The organism is Pseudomonas sp. xss_2 (assembly GCF_043104195.1).
In the GTDB taxonomy this organism is placed as follows: domain Bacteria; phylum Pseudomonadota; class Gammaproteobacteria; order Pseudomonadales; family Pseudomonadaceae; genus Aquipseudomonas; species Aquipseudomonas urmiensis.
Genome location: NZ_JBICKL010000077.1, coordinates 156,962 through 172,522, shown reverse-complemented (window position 1 = coordinate 172,522; position 15,561 = coordinate 156,962). Strand labels below are relative to the sequence as shown.

11 protein-coding genes are annotated in these 15,561 nt (G+C 60.6%); 9 read left to right on the top strand and 2 right to left on the bottom strand.

Going from position 1 to position 15,561, the window contains the following annotated elements:
- Positions 1–280 precede the first annotated feature (280 nt).
- Entirely contained in the window at positions 281–2,140 is a 1,860-nt protein-coding gene (gene exaA, locus ACF8K2_RS19405; protein ID WP_186554443.1) for a quinoprotein ethanol dehydrogenase, read from the top strand.
- A gap of 78 nt (positions 2,141–2,218) precedes the next feature.
- The gene (locus ACF8K2_RS19400) at positions 2,219–2,863 is read left to right on the top strand and encodes a pentapeptide repeat-containing protein (protein WP_264232812.1); all 645 of its coding nucleotides are present in this window, start codon (positions 2,219–2,221) and stop codon (positions 2,861–2,863) included.
- Between the two features lie 297 nt (positions 2,864–3,160).
- On the opposite strand, the gene ACF8K2_RS19395 is transcribed toward ACF8K2_RS19400, so the two are convergent.
- Positions 3,161–3,796 carry a response regulator gene (locus ACF8K2_RS19395; RefSeq protein WP_392467051.1) on the bottom strand — a complete coding sequence of 212 codons (636 nt, stop codon included), beginning with the start codon at positions 3,794–3,796 and terminating at the stop codon, positions 3,161–3,163.
- Positions 3,797–3,996: 200 nt separating this feature from the next.
- Between ACF8K2_RS19395 and ACF8K2_RS19390 the strand changes: the two genes are divergently transcribed.
- Positions 3,997–4,662, top strand: coding sequence for a response regulator transcription factor (locus tag ACF8K2_RS19390; protein ID WP_264232797.1), 666 nt, complete (start codon positions 3,997–3,999; stop codon positions 4,660–4,662).
- A gap of 620 nt (positions 4,663–5,282) precedes the next feature.
- Positions 5,283–6,341: a 3-deoxy-7-phosphoheptulonate synthase gene (locus ACF8K2_RS19385; protein WP_392467049.1), complete on the top strand. Its 1,059-nt coding sequence runs from the start codon at positions 5,283–5,285 to the stop codon at positions 6,339–6,341.
- 49 nt (positions 6,342–6,390) lie between these two features.
- Here the strand turns inward: ACF8K2_RS19385 and ACF8K2_RS19380 are convergent, their stop codons facing one another.
- Positions 6,391–9,363: an Ig-like domain-containing protein gene (locus tag ACF8K2_RS19380; RefSeq protein ID WP_392467047.1), complete on the bottom strand. Its 2,973-nt coding sequence runs from the start codon at positions 9,361–9,363 to the stop codon at positions 6,391–6,393.
- 161 nt (positions 9,364–9,524) lie between these two features.
- On the opposite strand from ACF8K2_RS19380, the gene ACF8K2_RS19375 reads away from it, so the two are divergent.
- The 5 genes from ACF8K2_RS19375 to ACF8K2_RS19355 all read left to right on the top strand — a co-directional run bounded on the left by ACF8K2_RS19375 (position 9,525) and on the right by ACF8K2_RS19355 (position 15,370).
- A complete protein-coding gene (locus ACF8K2_RS19375; protein ID WP_264232793.1) occupies positions 9,525–9,806 on the top strand; it encodes a peptidylprolyl isomerase in 282 nt (93 codons plus the stop codon).
- Positions 9,807–9,984: 178 nt separating this feature from the next.
- Complete coding sequence (locus ACF8K2_RS19370; RefSeq protein WP_392467249.1) at positions 9,985–11,787, top strand: extracellular solute-binding protein; 1,803 nt, start codon at positions 9,985–9,987, stop codon at positions 11,785–11,787.
- Entirely contained in the window at positions 11,784–12,842 is a 1,059-nt protein-coding gene (locus tag ACF8K2_RS19365; RefSeq protein ID WP_392467044.1) for a microcin C ABC transporter permease YejB, read from the top strand. Before ACF8K2_RS19370 ends, ACF8K2_RS19365 begins: the two co-directional genes overlap by 4 nt.
- A complete protein-coding gene (locus tag ACF8K2_RS19360) occupies positions 12,842–13,858 on the top strand; it encodes an ABC transporter permease (RefSeq protein WP_392467042.1) in 1,017 nt (338 codons plus the stop codon). The genes ACF8K2_RS19365 and ACF8K2_RS19360 overlap by 1 nt, the downstream gene beginning before the upstream one ends.
- 120 nt (positions 13,859–13,978) lie before the next feature.
- Complete coding sequence (locus ACF8K2_RS19355) at positions 13,979–15,370, top strand: sigma-54 interaction domain-containing protein (RefSeq protein WP_392467039.1); 1,392 nt, start codon at positions 13,979–13,981, stop codon at positions 15,368–15,370.
- Positions 15,371–15,561: the final 191 nt, after the last annotated feature.

Sequence of the window (15,561 nt, the reverse complement as noted above, 5' to 3'; positions counted from 1 at the left end):
AGGCGTTTTTCACGATTGTCATTGTTCTGGCCTCGACTTCTGAGAGTGCACGCGCCACCTCTGAGAGCGAGGCGGTTGGAGCATCCTAGAAAGCGGCCAGGCCGGCCCCCATGCTGCTTTGGTGGCCGCGCCCTCCTCCCTTGGTCGTAGCCCGTGCGGGGCAGTGCCAAATCATGCCCGCCCTGGGAAGTTTTCCCGTAATAGCCGGGAAGATTTCCGTATCTCGCCGAGCGGTGGCGTTCCAGGCTATGCAGGCCACAACCTCACTGGGAACTCCACCATGACAACAAGAACGTTACCCGCCATGCTTTCGCCCCTTTCTGCCGCCCTGCTGCTGGCGAGCCTGGCCATTGGCGGTACCGCCCAGGCCAAGCCGGTCACCTGGGAAGACATCGCCGACGACCACAAGACCACCAACAACGTGCTGCAGTACGGCATGGGCACCAACGCCCAGCGCTGGAGCCCGCTGGCGCAGGTCAACGAGCAGAATGTGTTCAAGCTCACGCCAGCCTGGTCGTTCTCCTTCGGCGACGAGAAACAGCGCGGCCAGGAGTCCCAGGCCATCGTCAACGACGGGGTGATCTACGTCACCGGCTCCTACTCGCGGGTATTTGCCCTCGACGCCAAGACCGGCAAGCGCCTGTGGACCTACAACCACCGCCTGCCAGACAACATTCGCCCCTGCTGTGACGTGGTCAACCGCGGCGCGGCCATCTATGGCGACAAGATCTACTTCGGCACCCTCGATGCACGCTTGGTCGCGCTGAACAAGGACACCGGCAAGGTGGTGTGGAACAAGAAGTTCGGCGACCACAGTGCTGGCTACACCATGACCGGCGCCCCGACCATCGTCAAAGACCAGAAGAGCGGCAAGGTGCTGTTGATCCATGGCAGTTCTGGCGACGAGTTCGGTGTGGTCGGCCAGCTGTATGCGCGTGACCCGGACACCGGTGAAGAGGTATGGATGCGGCCCTTCGTCGAAGGCCACATGGGCCGCCTCAATGGTAAGGACAGCACGCCCACCGGCGACGTCAAGGCGCCATCCTGGCCGGATGATCCGAGCACCGAGACCGGCAAGGTCGAGGCCTGGAGCCACGGTGGCGGCGCGCCTTGGCAGAGCGCCAGTTTCGATGCCGAAACCAACACCATCATCGTCGGTGCCGGTAACCCCGGGCCCTGGAACACCTGGGCGCGCACCTCCAAGGACGGCAACCCGCACGACTACGACAGCCTGTACACCTCAGGCCAGGTCGGGGTCGACCCCACCACCGGTGAGGTCAAGTGGTTCTACCAGCACACCCCCAACGATGCCTGGGACTTCTCGGGTAACAACGAGCTGGTGCTGTTCGACTACAAGGACAAGGACGGCAAGCAGTTCAAGGCCACCGCCCACGCCGACCGCAACGGCTTCTTCTATGTGGTCGATCGCAGCAACGGCAAGCTGAAAAACGCCTTCCCGTTCGCCGACAACATCACCTGGGCCAGCCATATCGACCTGAAAACCGGCCGCCCGGTGGAAAATGAAGGTCAGCGCCCGGCCAAGCCGGAGCCTGGGCAGACCAAGGGCAAGCCCGTGGAAGTGTCGCCGCCGTTCCTCGGCGGCAAGAACTGGAACCCCATGGCTTACAGCCAGGACACCGGCCTGTTCTATGTACCGTCCAACCAGTGGAAAGAAGAGTATTGGACCGAAGAGGTCAACTACAAGAAGGGCTCGGCGTACCTGGGCATGGGCTTTCGGATCAAGCGCATGTACGAGGACCACGTAGGCTCGCTGCGCGCCATGGACCCGACCACCGGCAAGATGGTCTGGGAGCACAAGGAGCGCTTGCCGCTGTGGGCCGGGGTGCTGGCAACCAAGGGCAACCTGGTGTTCACCGGCACCGGTGACGGCTACTTCAAGGCCTTCAACGCCAAAACCGGCGATGAGCTGTGGAAGTTCCAGACCGGCAGCGGCATCGTCTCCCCGCCTATCACTTGGGAGCAGGATGGTGAGCAGTACATCGGTGTGACCGTGGGCTACGGCGGCGCGGTGCCGCTGTGGGGTGGCGACATGGCCGAGCTGACCAAGCCCGTGGCGCAGGGTGGATCGTTCTGGGTGTTCAAGATCCCTGCGTGGGATACCAAGACCGCTCAGCGCTGAGCTAGATCACCGATTCACACCTCCCCTGCAGGAGCGGCGCACCGCCGCTCCTGCCTATTTGAAACCCTGGAGCCTGTCATGAACTACCTGCCACTGGCCCTGCTGCTACTGCTCCCCAGCGCCTTCGCCGACGATCAGGCCGACGTGCCGCTGACGATCAATGGCTGCGTCATCGCCGCAGAAAGCAAATGCCCCAACGCCAACCTGCGTGGCGCCGACTTGAACAACCAGGACCTGCGCAAGATGGACCTGTCCGGCGCTGACCTGCGCGAGGCCAATCTACGCCACGCCCGGCTTGATCTGGCCAATCTGGAAAAAGCCGATCTGCGCGGCGCCAACCTGACCCGTGCCAGCCTGCAACAGAGCAACCTGCGCCTGGCCCAGCTGCAAGGTGCGACACTGGTCGCGGTCCAGGCCTGGGGCATGTTTGCCCAGGGTGCCAACTTCGAAAAAGCCGACCTGTCTGCGGCCTACCTGGAGTTCGCCAGGCTGTCGGGTGCCAAGCTGCATGGCACCTCGCTTAAGGCGGCTGACCTGGAAATGACCTGGCTGAGCAAGGCTGACCTCAAGGGCGCGAGCCTGGCCGATGCCAATTTGCAGGAGGCCAAGTTTGGCCAGAGCAACCTTGAGAATGCCGACCTGCGCGGGACGCGGCAGCACTATGCGAATTTCCAGGACAGCAATATGGAAGGTTGCCAGGGCTGCCCGGATTCTTGGCAGTGAAGCGGCTTGGTGAGTCAGTTGCGGCCTCTTCGCGGGCAAGCCCGCTCCTACAGGTACCGCGCTGGCTTCGAACTCAACGGGGTGCCTGTAGGAGCGGGCTTGCCCGCGAAGAGGCCCGTGTTGCCACCACCACACCGGGCTGTGAGCATCGTTTGGAGAACGCTTCAGCGCAGGCAGGATTCAATGATTGGCTTGCCCATAACCATAGAATCTCCCACAGGTACCGCGCTGATCTTGATGCTGCCGCTAAGCCTGTAGGAGCGGGCTTGCCCGCGAAGAGGCCTGTATTGGCACCCCTCAGGCGGCAACCCGCAGCAACCCCGCCTCGATGGCCAGGTGCACCAGCTCCGCCTGGCAACTGACCTGCAATTTGCTCTTGAGTAAAGTCAGGTGATTGGACACGGTCTTGCTGCTGATACACAGCTGCTCGGCGATAGTGCGCACCGCCGTGCCCTTGGCCAGCATCAGGAAAATCTCCGTTTCGCGCTGGGTCAAGCCCTGCAAACGGTCCTGCCCATGCTGACGCGGCTGGCAAGCCAGCGCGGTCGCCAGGGCTTGCTCGATATAGGCATGCCCAGCCATGGTTCGCTGCACCGCTTCAAGCAACACTTGCGGAGCCACCTGCTTGGACAAGAACCCGCACGCCCCCGCTTCCAGGGCCTGACGTACCACGCCAAGCTCGGTGTGTTCACTGAAAAACAACACGCGTAGCTGCGGCAGGCGCTGGCGCAGTCGCTTGGTAGTTTCCAATCCGCTGATGCCGGGCAAATCGAAGTCCATGATCACCAGCCCTGGCACCTGGGCCTGGACCTGGGCCAGGGCCGCCTCGCCACTGTCGGCCTGCAGCACCTGCATCTCGGGCATCGCCTGGGCCAGGGTCGCTGCCAGGCCGATGCGCAGCAGCGGATGATCGTCCACCAGCAAAATGGCCATGGGTGCTGCTCCTGCGCAAAGGTGTCGCCTCATGCTAGAAGTAGCGCGCCTGCCACCCTCTACTACTTTGGTACTGGTTTGCCTGGCGATGGTCGCATTCACAAAGCCTTGCTACCGGCTCTTAATAGCGGCATAACAAGGGCTGCCCAGCGAATTGCCCCTTGCGTGCGAGCACACATACAACAATAAGGTGCACAGCCATGTACAAGATCCTCATTGCCGACGATCACCCGTTGTTTCGCGAGGCCATCCACAATGTGATCGCCGATGGCTTTCCCGGTAGCGAAGTGATGGAGACCGCCGACCTCGACAGCGCCCTGGCCCTGACCGGTGAACACGATGATTTGGACTTGATCCTGCTGGATCTGAACATGCCGGGCATGCATGGGCTGGGCGGGTTGATGAACCTGCGCAACGAAGCCCCGACCATTCCGGTGGTGATCGTGTCAGCCGAACAGGACAAGCAAGTGGTGTTGCAGGCGATCACCTATGGTGCGGTAGGTTTTATCACCAAGTCCTCGCCGCGCTCGCAGATGACCGAGGCGATCGAGCAGATTCTCAACGGCAACGTCTACCTGCCACCGGACATCATCCGCACCCAGAAACCGGGCAGCCGCCGCGCGACCAGCGAGCACCATGGCTTTGCCCCGGAGCTACTACAGGCGCTGACGCGCAAGCAACTGCTGGTGCTCGAGCGGATGACCAAGGGCGAGTCGAACAAGCAGATCGCCTATAACCTGGATATCGCCGAGACCACGGTCAAGGCGCATGTCTCGGCGATTTTGCGCAAGCTCAATGTGCACAATCGGGTGCAGGCGATTCTCAGTGCTGGGGATATCGATTTCAGTGCTTATCTGCGGCGGTGAAGCTTAGGGCCTGTTCGCGGGCAAGCCCGCTCCTACAGCGGGCCTTGCTGATTTTGAGAGCAATGGTGTGTCAGAAAAATCATTGCGCCGATAGCATTTATCCATTGAACACCTTGTTACAGGTGCAGTAAGCTCGGGCTCATTCACTGGAGAGCAACATGACCCACAGCATCCACGACCACGCCAACCACACCGCTCGCATCCTGCGCCGCGTGCTGGCCGTTGTCGGCTGCTCGTCCGTTGCCAGCTTTTATTTTGGGTATTGGTTTAGCCACTAGGCGCCGCTGATACCCCAACGGCGCCCACTCTTCGAGGGGCCGCCGAATACGAGAATACTCAACCCCCGGTCGGCTCCCCGACCGGGGGTTTTGCTTTTCCAGACCTTTGACAAACACACAGATTGCACCTGAGGACAGATCGATGAACTACGCCACCTACGCCTACCCAAGCACCTACGCCTGGCGATTTAGCCAATCCCGTTCGGGCCAGCCTGCCGCCTCCGTTCGGTCGATTCGTGGTGGCAATGCCGCACAACAACCCCATTTGACGATCTGTCGAACACCTCGATAGGGCCGACTGCGCGGGCATCAACCCGCCGTCCGCCCAGGGAACAATACGCCATGCAAGCCTCCAACCTCGCCCTGAGCCAACCGCAAGCTGCCAACACCACCGTCAGCCAGCGTCTCCCCAGTCCACACCTGCTCAAGCAGCAGATGCCGCTCTCCAGCGAGCTCGCCCAGCAAGTGCAGCAGCACCGCCAGGCCATCCGCAATATTCTCGAAGGCCGCGATTCGCGCCTGCTCGTCGTGGTTGGCCCCTGCTCGATCCACGACCCACGTTCAGCCCTGGAATACGCTGACCGCCTCGCCGCCTTGAGCCGTGAGGTCGATGACCAGTTGCTGCTGGTGATGCGCGCCTACGTGGAAAAACCGCGCACCACGGTCGGCTGGAAAGGCCTGGCCTACGATCCGCACCTCGATGGCAGCGACGACATGCACGCCGGTATCGCCCTCTCCCGTGGCTTGATGCTGAACATGCTCGAGCGCGGGTTGCCGATTGCCACCGAATTGCTGCAACCGATGGCCGCTGGCTACTTCGATGACCTGCTGAGCTGGGCCGCGATTGGTGCGCGCACTACCGAATCGCAGATTCACCGCGAGATGGTCAGTGGGCTTGAGTTGCCAGTGGGCTTCAAGAATGGCACCGATGGCGGTATTGGCATTGCTTGCGATGCCATGCGCAGCGCGGCGCACCCGCATCGCCACTTCGGGATGGATGCGCAAGGCTACCCGGCGATCATCGAGACGCTGGGTAATGCTGATACTCACCTGGTGCTGCGCGGTGGCCACAAAGGGCCGAACTACGATGCCGATAGCGTGGCTCAGGCACGTATTGGTTTGGCCAAGGTCGGTCTGGCGGCGCGAATCATGGTGGACTGCAGCCATGCCAACAGTGGCAAGGACCCTTCGCGTCAACCTGCGGTGTTCGAGGACGTGTTGGCCCAGCGCTTGGCTGGGGATACCTCGCTGGTGGGCGTCATGCTTGAAGGACATTTGCTCGACGGTTGTCAGGCGTTGGGCAAAGGTCTGTTGAAGTATGGCGTGTCAATTACCGATGGCTGTTTGGGGTGGGATACAACAGAGCGGCTATTGCGTAGCGCAAGGGGCATGCTGCGTTAATCGGGCGTTGGCCCTGGTCAAAGCACCAGGGCCAACGAATAAAGGCTCTTCAGCCATTCAGGGGGGTGATGCACAGGCCGCCAAACATGCCTGGGTTGTTCACAATGGTATATGCCCGGCCATGAGTTGGTGCATAACCGTGATGATAGAACTCACCCGAATTGTGATTAACCCTTACGCAGTTCCAAATGTAACGTTCCAGTCGTAATGGCCTGCCGTAGGCGCGGTGCAGATCATTGATAACCCAGCCGTCAGCAGGCCTCCCCCCCAACGACTCCATCCACTGCACCGCGTTATCCCAGGTCCACGGCCTAGTGGTCACGTAGTTCAATCTCCAAACATTACTCACCCGAACCTGATAGCTGATCCTGTTATTGAGCTTGTCTGTAATCGTGATGGTGGCAAGCCCATTGGCGTTACCCACAACTTTACCCGTCGATGAAACAGAGGCCACATTTGTATTGCTCGATACATACTGATACGGCCCCAAGCCACCGACTGCTTCTCGGGTAAATGAGTTGCCGAGAGAGTCTGCGACGCGGGGCCAAGGTGCGTACCTGACAGAGAGTCCGTTCAATACCAGTTCTCGTTGATCCACCATCAGCGGTGGGTTGACCAGTACGTCTAATTGAGCTGAGTGCTGAGGCAACTGCCCATTTCGAGTCAAGGTGTAGTAGACCCGCACGGTCTTAAGCAGGCTGGACACAATGATGTTGCGAGGTACAACAAACGTGAGTGGTCCGGGGCGGCTGACGGTTTGAATTGCGCTGGCATGCGAATCTACACCGCTCACCAACAATTGCACTTGATCAAGCGGGAGCATCCCCGGGTAATTCACGGTAAACGTGGCCCCCGGCATTTCTGGAATCACTACTGGATCAAGCAGCCCACCGACCGCAAGCGGCGACTCTGGGGGCACCAGGTCCAAAGGTTGAGGGTCGGCAACAATCATCAGCTGTTGCTGCGATACACGCACGCGGCCAGTGCGATCTCTCACTGTGTAGAAGACGTTTATCTCCTCATCCAGCCAGCTGGCAACAACGTCTTGTTTAACGTTGATCGACACCGGCGTCGTAGAGCCGAACTGTTTGATGGTATGAATTTCACTCTCCCTCGGCACCAACACCAGGCTTAGCAGGTCGTCCGCAGCCATGTCCTTGTACCAGATCGTGATGGTAGCGCTGCTACTAGGGGGCACGGTTCTGTCCTGGCTCAGCCCCACCACCGTCGGCGTAGGTAGCGGATTCGCTTGCTCACCTACCAGCAAGTTGAGCACCTCCGACTGCACCGGTTCGGCCGCACCCTGCCGCACTCGGTAACTCACAGCCAGTCGGCCGCCATTCAAGTCAGGCAACAGATTACGTGTCTGGAGCGTTAGAACCTTGCTTCCGCTATCCACATCCCGGCTATCGACGGGAAAATCGAATGTAGTCTCAAAGCTCTGGTCAGTGGCAGAAGTGCCAGACAGCACGACTGTCACCCAATCGTGCAGGCTGATAGATGGCCAGCGCAGCTCGACCGTCAGTTCACGCCTATCGGCGGTCAGCAGCAGCCCTTTGTTTCCTGGTAATACAGGGGCCGGTAGGCGACGAACCGCAGCTCTGACAAATCGGCTGATGCGCGGCGAACGACCGATCTCAACGCCGTTACGTAACTGCACATAGTTGACCCACAACTGACCGGCGGCGCCAAGCAGTAGATCAGCATTGGGTATTGCACTGTCATGGTCCCCCCCCACTGCGTCACCGACTGGCAAGATGGGTAGGTTTCTGCTTAGGACCGATTGCCCATCGCTGGAGGTGATTTCATAGCTGGTGACGATTTGATCTGAAGTCAAAAACGGTGGGCTGGTCGCGCGAATGCGGACCTGAAGATCTTGCCTGCCAAGCTCGTCGAGTTGAATTTCCGTATCCTGCCGCACGCCGCCGATCAGCAGCAGCGGGACACCAAGTCGTCCATTGCTGAAATTGGGCCTGAGCAATGTTGATTGCGATGGTTTGGGCTGAGAGTTGAGCACCAGGTCGACCACCCTCCAGTACACCGTTACCGTGTCCAGATTCTGGATAGATTCCAGCAAAGTGCTGCGGACCTTCAGTACCAGCGGTTGGCCCGCAATGACTTGGCTTGCCAACACCGGATGGCTGGTCTTGACGTTGCCGATGAACAGAATGATGACATCGCCCGCAGTTAGATTCACATACGGCGCAATGGTGACGGCGATCTGCGACTCAGGTACCAGCTGCGGCGGAAGCGTCAGTGTGGGCGCCAGTAAGCCCGGGTGCGTTGCAGCAGGACTGTCGTCGACACCGCCGGGCACAGTGTCCTTATAGAACACATCGAGCGGTACAGTTTCACTTGTGTTGCCATCGCCGGCAGTGATGACTCTGAGATACCACAGGCCCTCACCGACAACCGCAGCGGCTGCCGGAATAACCGCCAGAATATTTTCCTGTTCTTGCCCGGCCCGGACCGGTACAGTCAATACCGGAGCGGGATTGACGATGCCTGCTTCATGCCAGAACAGCTGGTAAGTGTGCTGGGTCGACCGGCCTTCGAACGGTCTGAGTGCCACCTGTAAACCCATGACTGTTTGCTTGGTATCAGGATCGAGGTGGCGCCCCAGCACGCCGGCCAGATTGAGCCCGATAACCGGTTTATCCTCAGTGCCGATCAAGACAAACACTGTCGGTACCGCTGGCCCGAAACCGGCTGGCTCTTGCTGGGTGGGTACCGTCAATGCGCGGTTAGTTGGCTGTCTTTCTAAGACTGACGCATAGGTCGATTTCATTGTTTCGATTGCTGCTTCCCCCTCCAGCAACCGATGGGATCGCTCAGGTTCCAGGAAATTCAGGCCGAAGTGCATCCTCCCTTCAATTTTAGGCTCACTGCCTGGTTGCGAAGGCTCAACGGAGGGTTCCTCAACTGGGGTTGGCGTGGGTTGGGCATTTGTCGGATTGTTGGCAGCTTCTAGCTTCTTTTTGTACATCGCATCGATTAAATCGAAAGGTCTCTGATCGGTCATGGCAGCATTTCCTGGGCGAAGAGCGGCGGTGCTCTAACGGCCAATCTGACGCCGCGCCGCAAAACCAACAACTGGCAAAAATGCTAGGTCCGGACCACAGCCCAGCTGTCAAAACGCAGCGATTAGGCTACCCTGTGCCTTTTCTCACAAGGAGTTACCCCATGGCCCGCGCCACTGCCCGTCACATCCTGGTTGCCAGCGAAGACAAGTGCAACGAACTCAAAGCCCAGATCGAAGCGGGTGCCGATTTCGCCGAAGTTGCCAAAGCTAACTCGACCTGCCCGTCCAGCCGCCAAGGCGGTGACCTGGGCTCGTTCGGCCCAGGCCAGATGGTCAAGGAATTCGACACCGTGGTGTTCAGCGCGCCGATCAACGTCGTGCAAGGCCCGGTCAAGACTCAGTTCGGTTACCACCTGCTTGAAGTGACCAGCCGCCAGGACTGATCGGCGATTGTTGCTCAGGAACGCTGTGCAGCCTGTTGGGGTGGGGTGCTCCGTCGAGGGTGATCCGGCTGGTAACTGTGGTGCCTTTGCTGGCGCTATCGCGGGGCAAGCCCGCTCCTACAAGGTGCTGAGTCGTTTGCGGAAATGGGCCTGGCGCTGGTTGCTGCCCTGTCTGCTGGTGCATTCGTCCAGCGCCTATGCCGGTGCTTCTCACGCACTCACGGTCTATGGCGAAGCCCCCCGCTACACCGAAGCGTTCCGCCACTTCGATTACGTCAATCCCGATGCCCCCAAGGGCGGCTCGCTGCGCCGCTCGGCGATCGAGATTGGTCAGTTCGACCATATTTTGCCTTACATCGACAAGGGCACTGGCGTCAGTGAAGTCGATGGCTGGTTGTATGCACCACTGGCAGTGCGTTCGTTCGATGAGCCTTACAGCGTTTATGGGCTGATCGCCCGTCGCATGGAGCGTGGACCGGACGATGCCTGGTTGCGCTTTGACCTCGATCCACGCGCGACCTTTGCCGATGGCAAGCCGGTGCGTGCCGAGGATGTGCGTTTTACCTTTGAGCTGCTAATGAGCAAGGGCAGCCTGAAATTCCGCACCCAGTTCGCTGAAGTCGCCAAGGTGACAGTAGAAAGCCCGCAGCGGGTGCGCTTTGATTTCAAGCAGGCTCATGGCCGTACCCTGCCCTTGGATCTGGCCACTCTGCCGGTTTTGCCCGAGCACGATTGGCAACAGCGTGACTTCGCCAATGGCGCAGGCTTCAGCAAACCCGTTGGCAGTGGGCCTTATCGTATTGGCCGGATCGACAACGGGCGCAGCATTACCTTCGAGCGCGATGCCAATTGGTGGGCCAAAGACCTGCCGGTCAGCCGTGGGCGCTATAACTTCGAACGCATCCGCATCGAGTTTTTCGGCGATACCGAAGTCGCCCGCCAGGTATTGCGCGGCGGTGGCTACGATTACAACCGCGAGTTTTCCGCCACCGCCTACACCATTGGCTACAACGGCGCGCAACTCGACGATGGCCGCTTGCAGCGTGCACACCTGGGGCCTGCCAAGCCACAGACCGCCCAGGGTTTTGTGTTCAACCTGGACCACGCCATGTTCAAGGACCGTCGCACCCGTCAGGCGCTGGCCATGCTCTGGGATTTCGAATGGAGCAACCGGCAGATGATGCGCAACATGTACATCCGCCAACAGAGCGTATTCTCCAATACCCCACTGGCCGCGCGGCAACTGCCAGATGCCGAAGAGCTCAAGTTGCTGGAACCGCTGCGCGGCCAGGTGCCGGATGAGGTGTTCAGCACAGTCTTCAGCGCCCCGGTCACCGATGCCTCCGGGATCATCCGCCCACAGCAATTGCAAGCGTTGCAGCTGCTGCAAAGCGCGGGTTGGCAGCCCGAGGGGGATCGCCTGGTGAACGCCCAGGGCGAGCCCCTGGCGTTCACCTTCCTCAACGGCCAGTCTGGCCTTGAGCGGTTGCTGCTGCCGTGGAAGCGCAACCTGGCACAGATCGGCATCACCCTGAACATCCGCAACGTAGACTCGGCGCAATACATCAACCGGGTCATGGCACGCGACTACGACATGATCGTCACCGGCTACCCAGTCACCCTGTCGCCGGGCGCTGAGCTATACAACTACTTTGGCTCGGCGTCGGCCAACGACCCGGGGTCGAACAACCTCATGGTGCTCAAGGATCCTGCCGTGGACACCCTGCTCGATGGCCTGGTGCGGGCCGACAGTCAGGCGAGCATGTTGCGCTACGCCCACGCCTTGGACCGGGTGCTGCAATGGAACTACTACTGGATCCCCAACTACTACCCGCCCGGCAGCTCGACCGTGTGGTGGAATCGCTTCGGCCTGCCCAAGGTGCAAGCGAGCTATGACGAAGGCCTGGATACCTGGTGGGAAATCAGCCCCACCGCCCTGACCAACGAGCAGATGGCCGAGCGACGGAAGACTTCGCCATGACGACCTACATCCTGCGCCGGCTGTTGTTGATCATTCCCACCTTGCTGGCGATCCTGCTGGTCAACTTCGCCATCGTCCAGGCAGCGCCCGGTGGCCCCGTGGAGCAAGCAGTCGCGCGTCTGCAAGGTATTGGCGGCGGCGCACCTGGGGCACGGGTCGAGACGGTCCAGGGGGAATCGCGGGCGACCCGCGGGCTGGACCCAACGCTGATCGAAGAGATCAAGCGCCAGTACGGTTTCGACAAGACCGCCCCCGAGCGCCTTTGGTTGATGCTCGGCCAGTACGCCAGGCTCGACTTTGGCAACAGTTTCTTTCGCGGCGCCAAGGTCACCGAGCTGATCCTGGAAAAACTACCGGTGACCCTGTCGCTGGGCTTTTGGGCGACGCTGATCACCTACCTGGTGTCCATCCCCCTGGGCATTCGCAAAGCCGTGCACCACGGCAGTCGGTTCGACGCCTGGAGCAGTGCGCTGATCGTGATTGGCTATGCCCTGCCCTCGTTCCTGTTCGCCTTGCTGTTGATCGTGCTGTTCGCAGGCGGCACGTCGCTGAACTGGTTCCCGGTACGCGGGCTGGTCTCGGAAAACTTCGACCAGCTCAGCCTGCTGGGCAAAGTCGCGGATTATTTCTGGCACTTGGTGTTACCCGTCGGCGCGTTGGTGATCGGCGGTTTCGCCACGCTCACCCTGCTGACCAAAAATGCCTTTCTCGATGAGATTTCCCGTCAGTACGTGGTCACCGCCCGCGCCAAGGGCCTGAGCGAGCGGCGGGTGCTGTATGGGCATGTGCTGCGCAATGCCATGCTGCTGGTGGTGGCTGGGGTGCCGCAGGCGTTGATCACGGTGTTTTTCGCCGGTTCCTTGCTGATCGAAGTGATCTTCTCGCTCGACGGCCTGGGGCGGATGAGCTACGAGGCCGCTGTATCACGCGACTATCCGGTGGTGTTCGGCACGCTGTTCATCTTCACCCTGGCCGGGCTGCTGATTCGCTTGATCGGTGACCTGTGCTACACCCTGCTCGATCCGCGTATCGACTTCGACACGAGGGCGCACTGATGCTCTCGCCTGTCTCGCGGCGCCGTCTGCAGCGCTTTCGCGACAATCGTCGCGGTTGGATTTCCCTGTGGCTGTTTGCCGGCCTGTTGCTGCTGAGCCTGGGCGCTGAGCTGGTGGCCAACGACAAACCGCTGCTGCTGTCGTACAAGGGTGAGCTATATGTACCGGCGCTCAAGCGTTACACCGAGCAGGCGTTTGGCGGGCAATTGCCGTTCCAGCCGGACTATCGCAGCCAGTACGTACGCGAGCTGATCGAGGGCCAAGGGGGATGGATGCTGTTTGCCCCGATCCCGTTCAGTGCCGACACCCCCAACTACGACCTGCAAGTGCCGACGCCCAGCCCGCCGTCCACCACTAACTGGCTGGGCACCGATGATCAGGGGCGCGATGTGCTGGCGCGGGTGCTGTATGGCACGCGGGTATCGCTGCTGTTCGCTTTCGCCCTGACGGTAGTCAGTGTGCTGATCGGGCTGCTTGCCGGCGCCTTGCAGGGCTATCACGGCGGTTGGGTCGACTTGCTCGGGCAGCGCTTGCTGGAGGTCTGGTCGGGGTTGCCGGTGCTGTATTTGCTGATCATCCTCAGTGGCTTTGTCGAGCCGGATTTCTGGTGGCTACTGGGGATCATGGCGTTGTTCTCCTGGCTGACCCTGGTCGATGTGGTACGTGCAGAGTTCCTGCGCGGACGCAACCTTGAGTACGTCAAGGCGGCCCGTGCGCTGGGCCTGGCAGACACCCAGATCATGCTGCGGCATATCCTGCCCAATGCCATGAATGCCACCCTGACGCTCATCCCGTTCATGCTCACCGGCGCCATCACCACCCTCACCGCCCTGGATTTCCTCGGCTTCGGCATGCCTGCTGGCAGCGCTTCGCTGGGCGAGTTGGTGACCCAGGGCAAGCAGCATCTGGAGGCGCCTTGGCTGGGCTTCACCGCGTTCTTTGCCCTGGCCTTGATTCTCTCGTTGCTGGTATTCATGGGTGATGCCCTGCGCGAGGCGTTCGACCCGCGCAGGTAACAGGCTCAGCACTGGCAAGCGGACCGCTGCGATCCCTGTGGGAGCCGGCTTGCCCGCGAAACAGGCAACCCGCTACGACTGACAAACCTTTAATCATGCTCCACCTATCCAGGCCTCCCCATGCACGACAGCGACAGCCTCAAGGACTATCCCCAAGTACGCCAGTTGGCGATCCGGTCGCTGTTCGAGATCATCGAGCAGTCCAGCGAAGGCACGGTGATCGTCGACCGTCAGGCGCGCATCGTCTGGATGAACGAGCGCTACGCCCGCCGCTTTGGCCTGCCGGACGCTGCCAGTGCCATTGGCCAGCCGTGCGAGGCGGTGATTCCCGGTAGCCTGATGCGCGAGGTGGTCAGCGATGGCAAGCCGATCCTGCTGGATATGCTCGATACACCCAATGAGCCTCTGGTGGTCATGCGCCTGCCGATTCATGACGATCAGGGCAAGCTGATCGGGGCGATTGGCTTTGCCTTGTTCGATGAACTGCGCAGCTTGTCACCTCTGCTCAAACGTTATTCGAGCATGCAGCAGGAACTGGCATCGACCCGTTCGCAGTTGCGGGCGCGCCAGGCCAAGTACACCTTCGCCCAGTTCGTCGGCACCAGCCCAGCCAGCCTTGAAGCCAAACGCCGTGCCCGGCGTGGCGCCAACAGTGATTCGCCGGTGTTGCTGCTGGGTGAAACCGGCACCGGCAAGGAGCTGCTGGCCCACGCCATCCACGCCGCCTCGGCCAGGGCACACAAGGCCTTTGTCAGCATCAACAGCGCCGCGATTCCTGAAACGCTGCTTGAGGCCGAGTTCTTTGGCACCGCGCCGGGTGCCTTTACCGGCGCCGAGCGCAAGGGCCGTTCCGGCAAGCTGCAATTGGCCGAAGGCGGCACGCTGTTTCTCGATGAGATCGGCGATATGCCGCTGGCATTACAGAGCAAGCTGCTGCGGGTGCTGCAAGAGAAAGAGTATGAGCCGGTTGGTTCCAACCAGATGCTGCGCAGCGATGTGCGGATCATCGCTGCAACGTCCATCGATCTGCAGGTGGCCATGGCCGAAGGCCGGTTCCGCGCGGATTTGTACTACCGGCTGAACGTGCTGCCGATCCAGGTGCCGCCGCTGCGTGAGCGTCTGGATGACCTGCCGGCACTGTGTGAGGCGATTCTGGCGGATTTGGGCAGTCAATATGAGCTTGAGGACGAGGCGCAGGCCTTGCTGATGCGCCATGCATGGCCGGGCAATATTCGTGAGCTGCGTAACGTGCTGGAGCGGGCGACGCTGTTGGCGGATCAGCCGCGGTTGGGGTTGAGTGATTTGCAGGAAGCGCTAGGGCCTCTGCTGGCTGTGGAAGGGGCGCCGGTTGCGTTGAATCTACGCGAAGCGTGTGAGCAGTTTGAGCGTAAGGTGATTGTCGAGACCTTGGCGCGTTGTGCTGGGAATGTGCCGCAAACGGCGCAGAGCCTGGGGGTGGGACGGTCGACGTTGTACAAGAAAATGGTCGCGCTGGGCGTTGTGTCTCAATAATGAGATTAGCGATCTATAGTTGGAGACCGCATAGTTGGGGCCGCGTTGCGGCCCATCGCAGGCTTCGCCAGCTCCTACAGGTACTGCGCGATTTTCACAAACGCCGCCGTACCTGTAGGAGCTGGCTTGCCTGCGATGGGCTGCAAAGCAGCCCCAACAATCTCAAATCAGAGACATATATTCCTGAGATC

Bases quoted from the DNA above. Each gene is read 5' to 3' on its own strand.
- ACF8K2_RS19360 (WP_392467042.1), top strand. From the start codon at position 12,842: ATGCTCTCGCCTGTCTCGCGGCGCCGTCTGCAGCGCTTTCGCGACAAT.
- ACF8K2_RS19385 (WP_392467049.1), top strand. From the start codon at position 5,283: ATGCAAGCCTCCAACCTCGCCCTGAGCCAACCGCAAGCTGCCAACACC.
- ACF8K2_RS19355 (WP_392467039.1), top strand. From the start codon at position 13,979: ATGCACGACAGCGACAGCCTCAAGGACTATCCCCAAGTACGCCAGTTG.
- ACF8K2_RS19390 (WP_264232797.1), top strand. From the start codon at position 3,997: ATGTACAAGATCCTCATTGCCGACGATCACCCGTTGTTTCGCGAGGCC.
- ACF8K2_RS19365 (WP_392467044.1), top strand. From the start codon at position 11,784: ATGACGACCTACATCCTGCGCCGGCTGTTGTTGATCATTCCCACCTTG.
- ACF8K2_RS19395 (WP_392467051.1), bottom strand. From the start codon at position 3,796: ATGGCCATTTTGCTGGTGGACGATCATCCGCTGCTGCGCATCGGCCTG.
- exaA (WP_186554443.1), top strand. From the start codon at position 281: ATGACAACAAGAACGTTACCCGCCATGCTTTCGCCCCTTTCTGCCGCC.
- ACF8K2_RS19375 (WP_264232793.1), top strand. From the start codon at position 9,525: ATGGCCCGCGCCACTGCCCGTCACATCCTGGTTGCCAGCGAAGACAAG.
- ACF8K2_RS19400 (WP_264232812.1), top strand. From the start codon at position 2,219: ATGAACTACCTGCCACTGGCCCTGCTGCTACTGCTCCCCAGCGCCTTC.
- ACF8K2_RS19380 (WP_392467047.1), bottom strand. From the start codon at position 9,363: ATGACCGATCAGAGACCTTTCGATTTAATCGATGCGATGTACAAAAAG.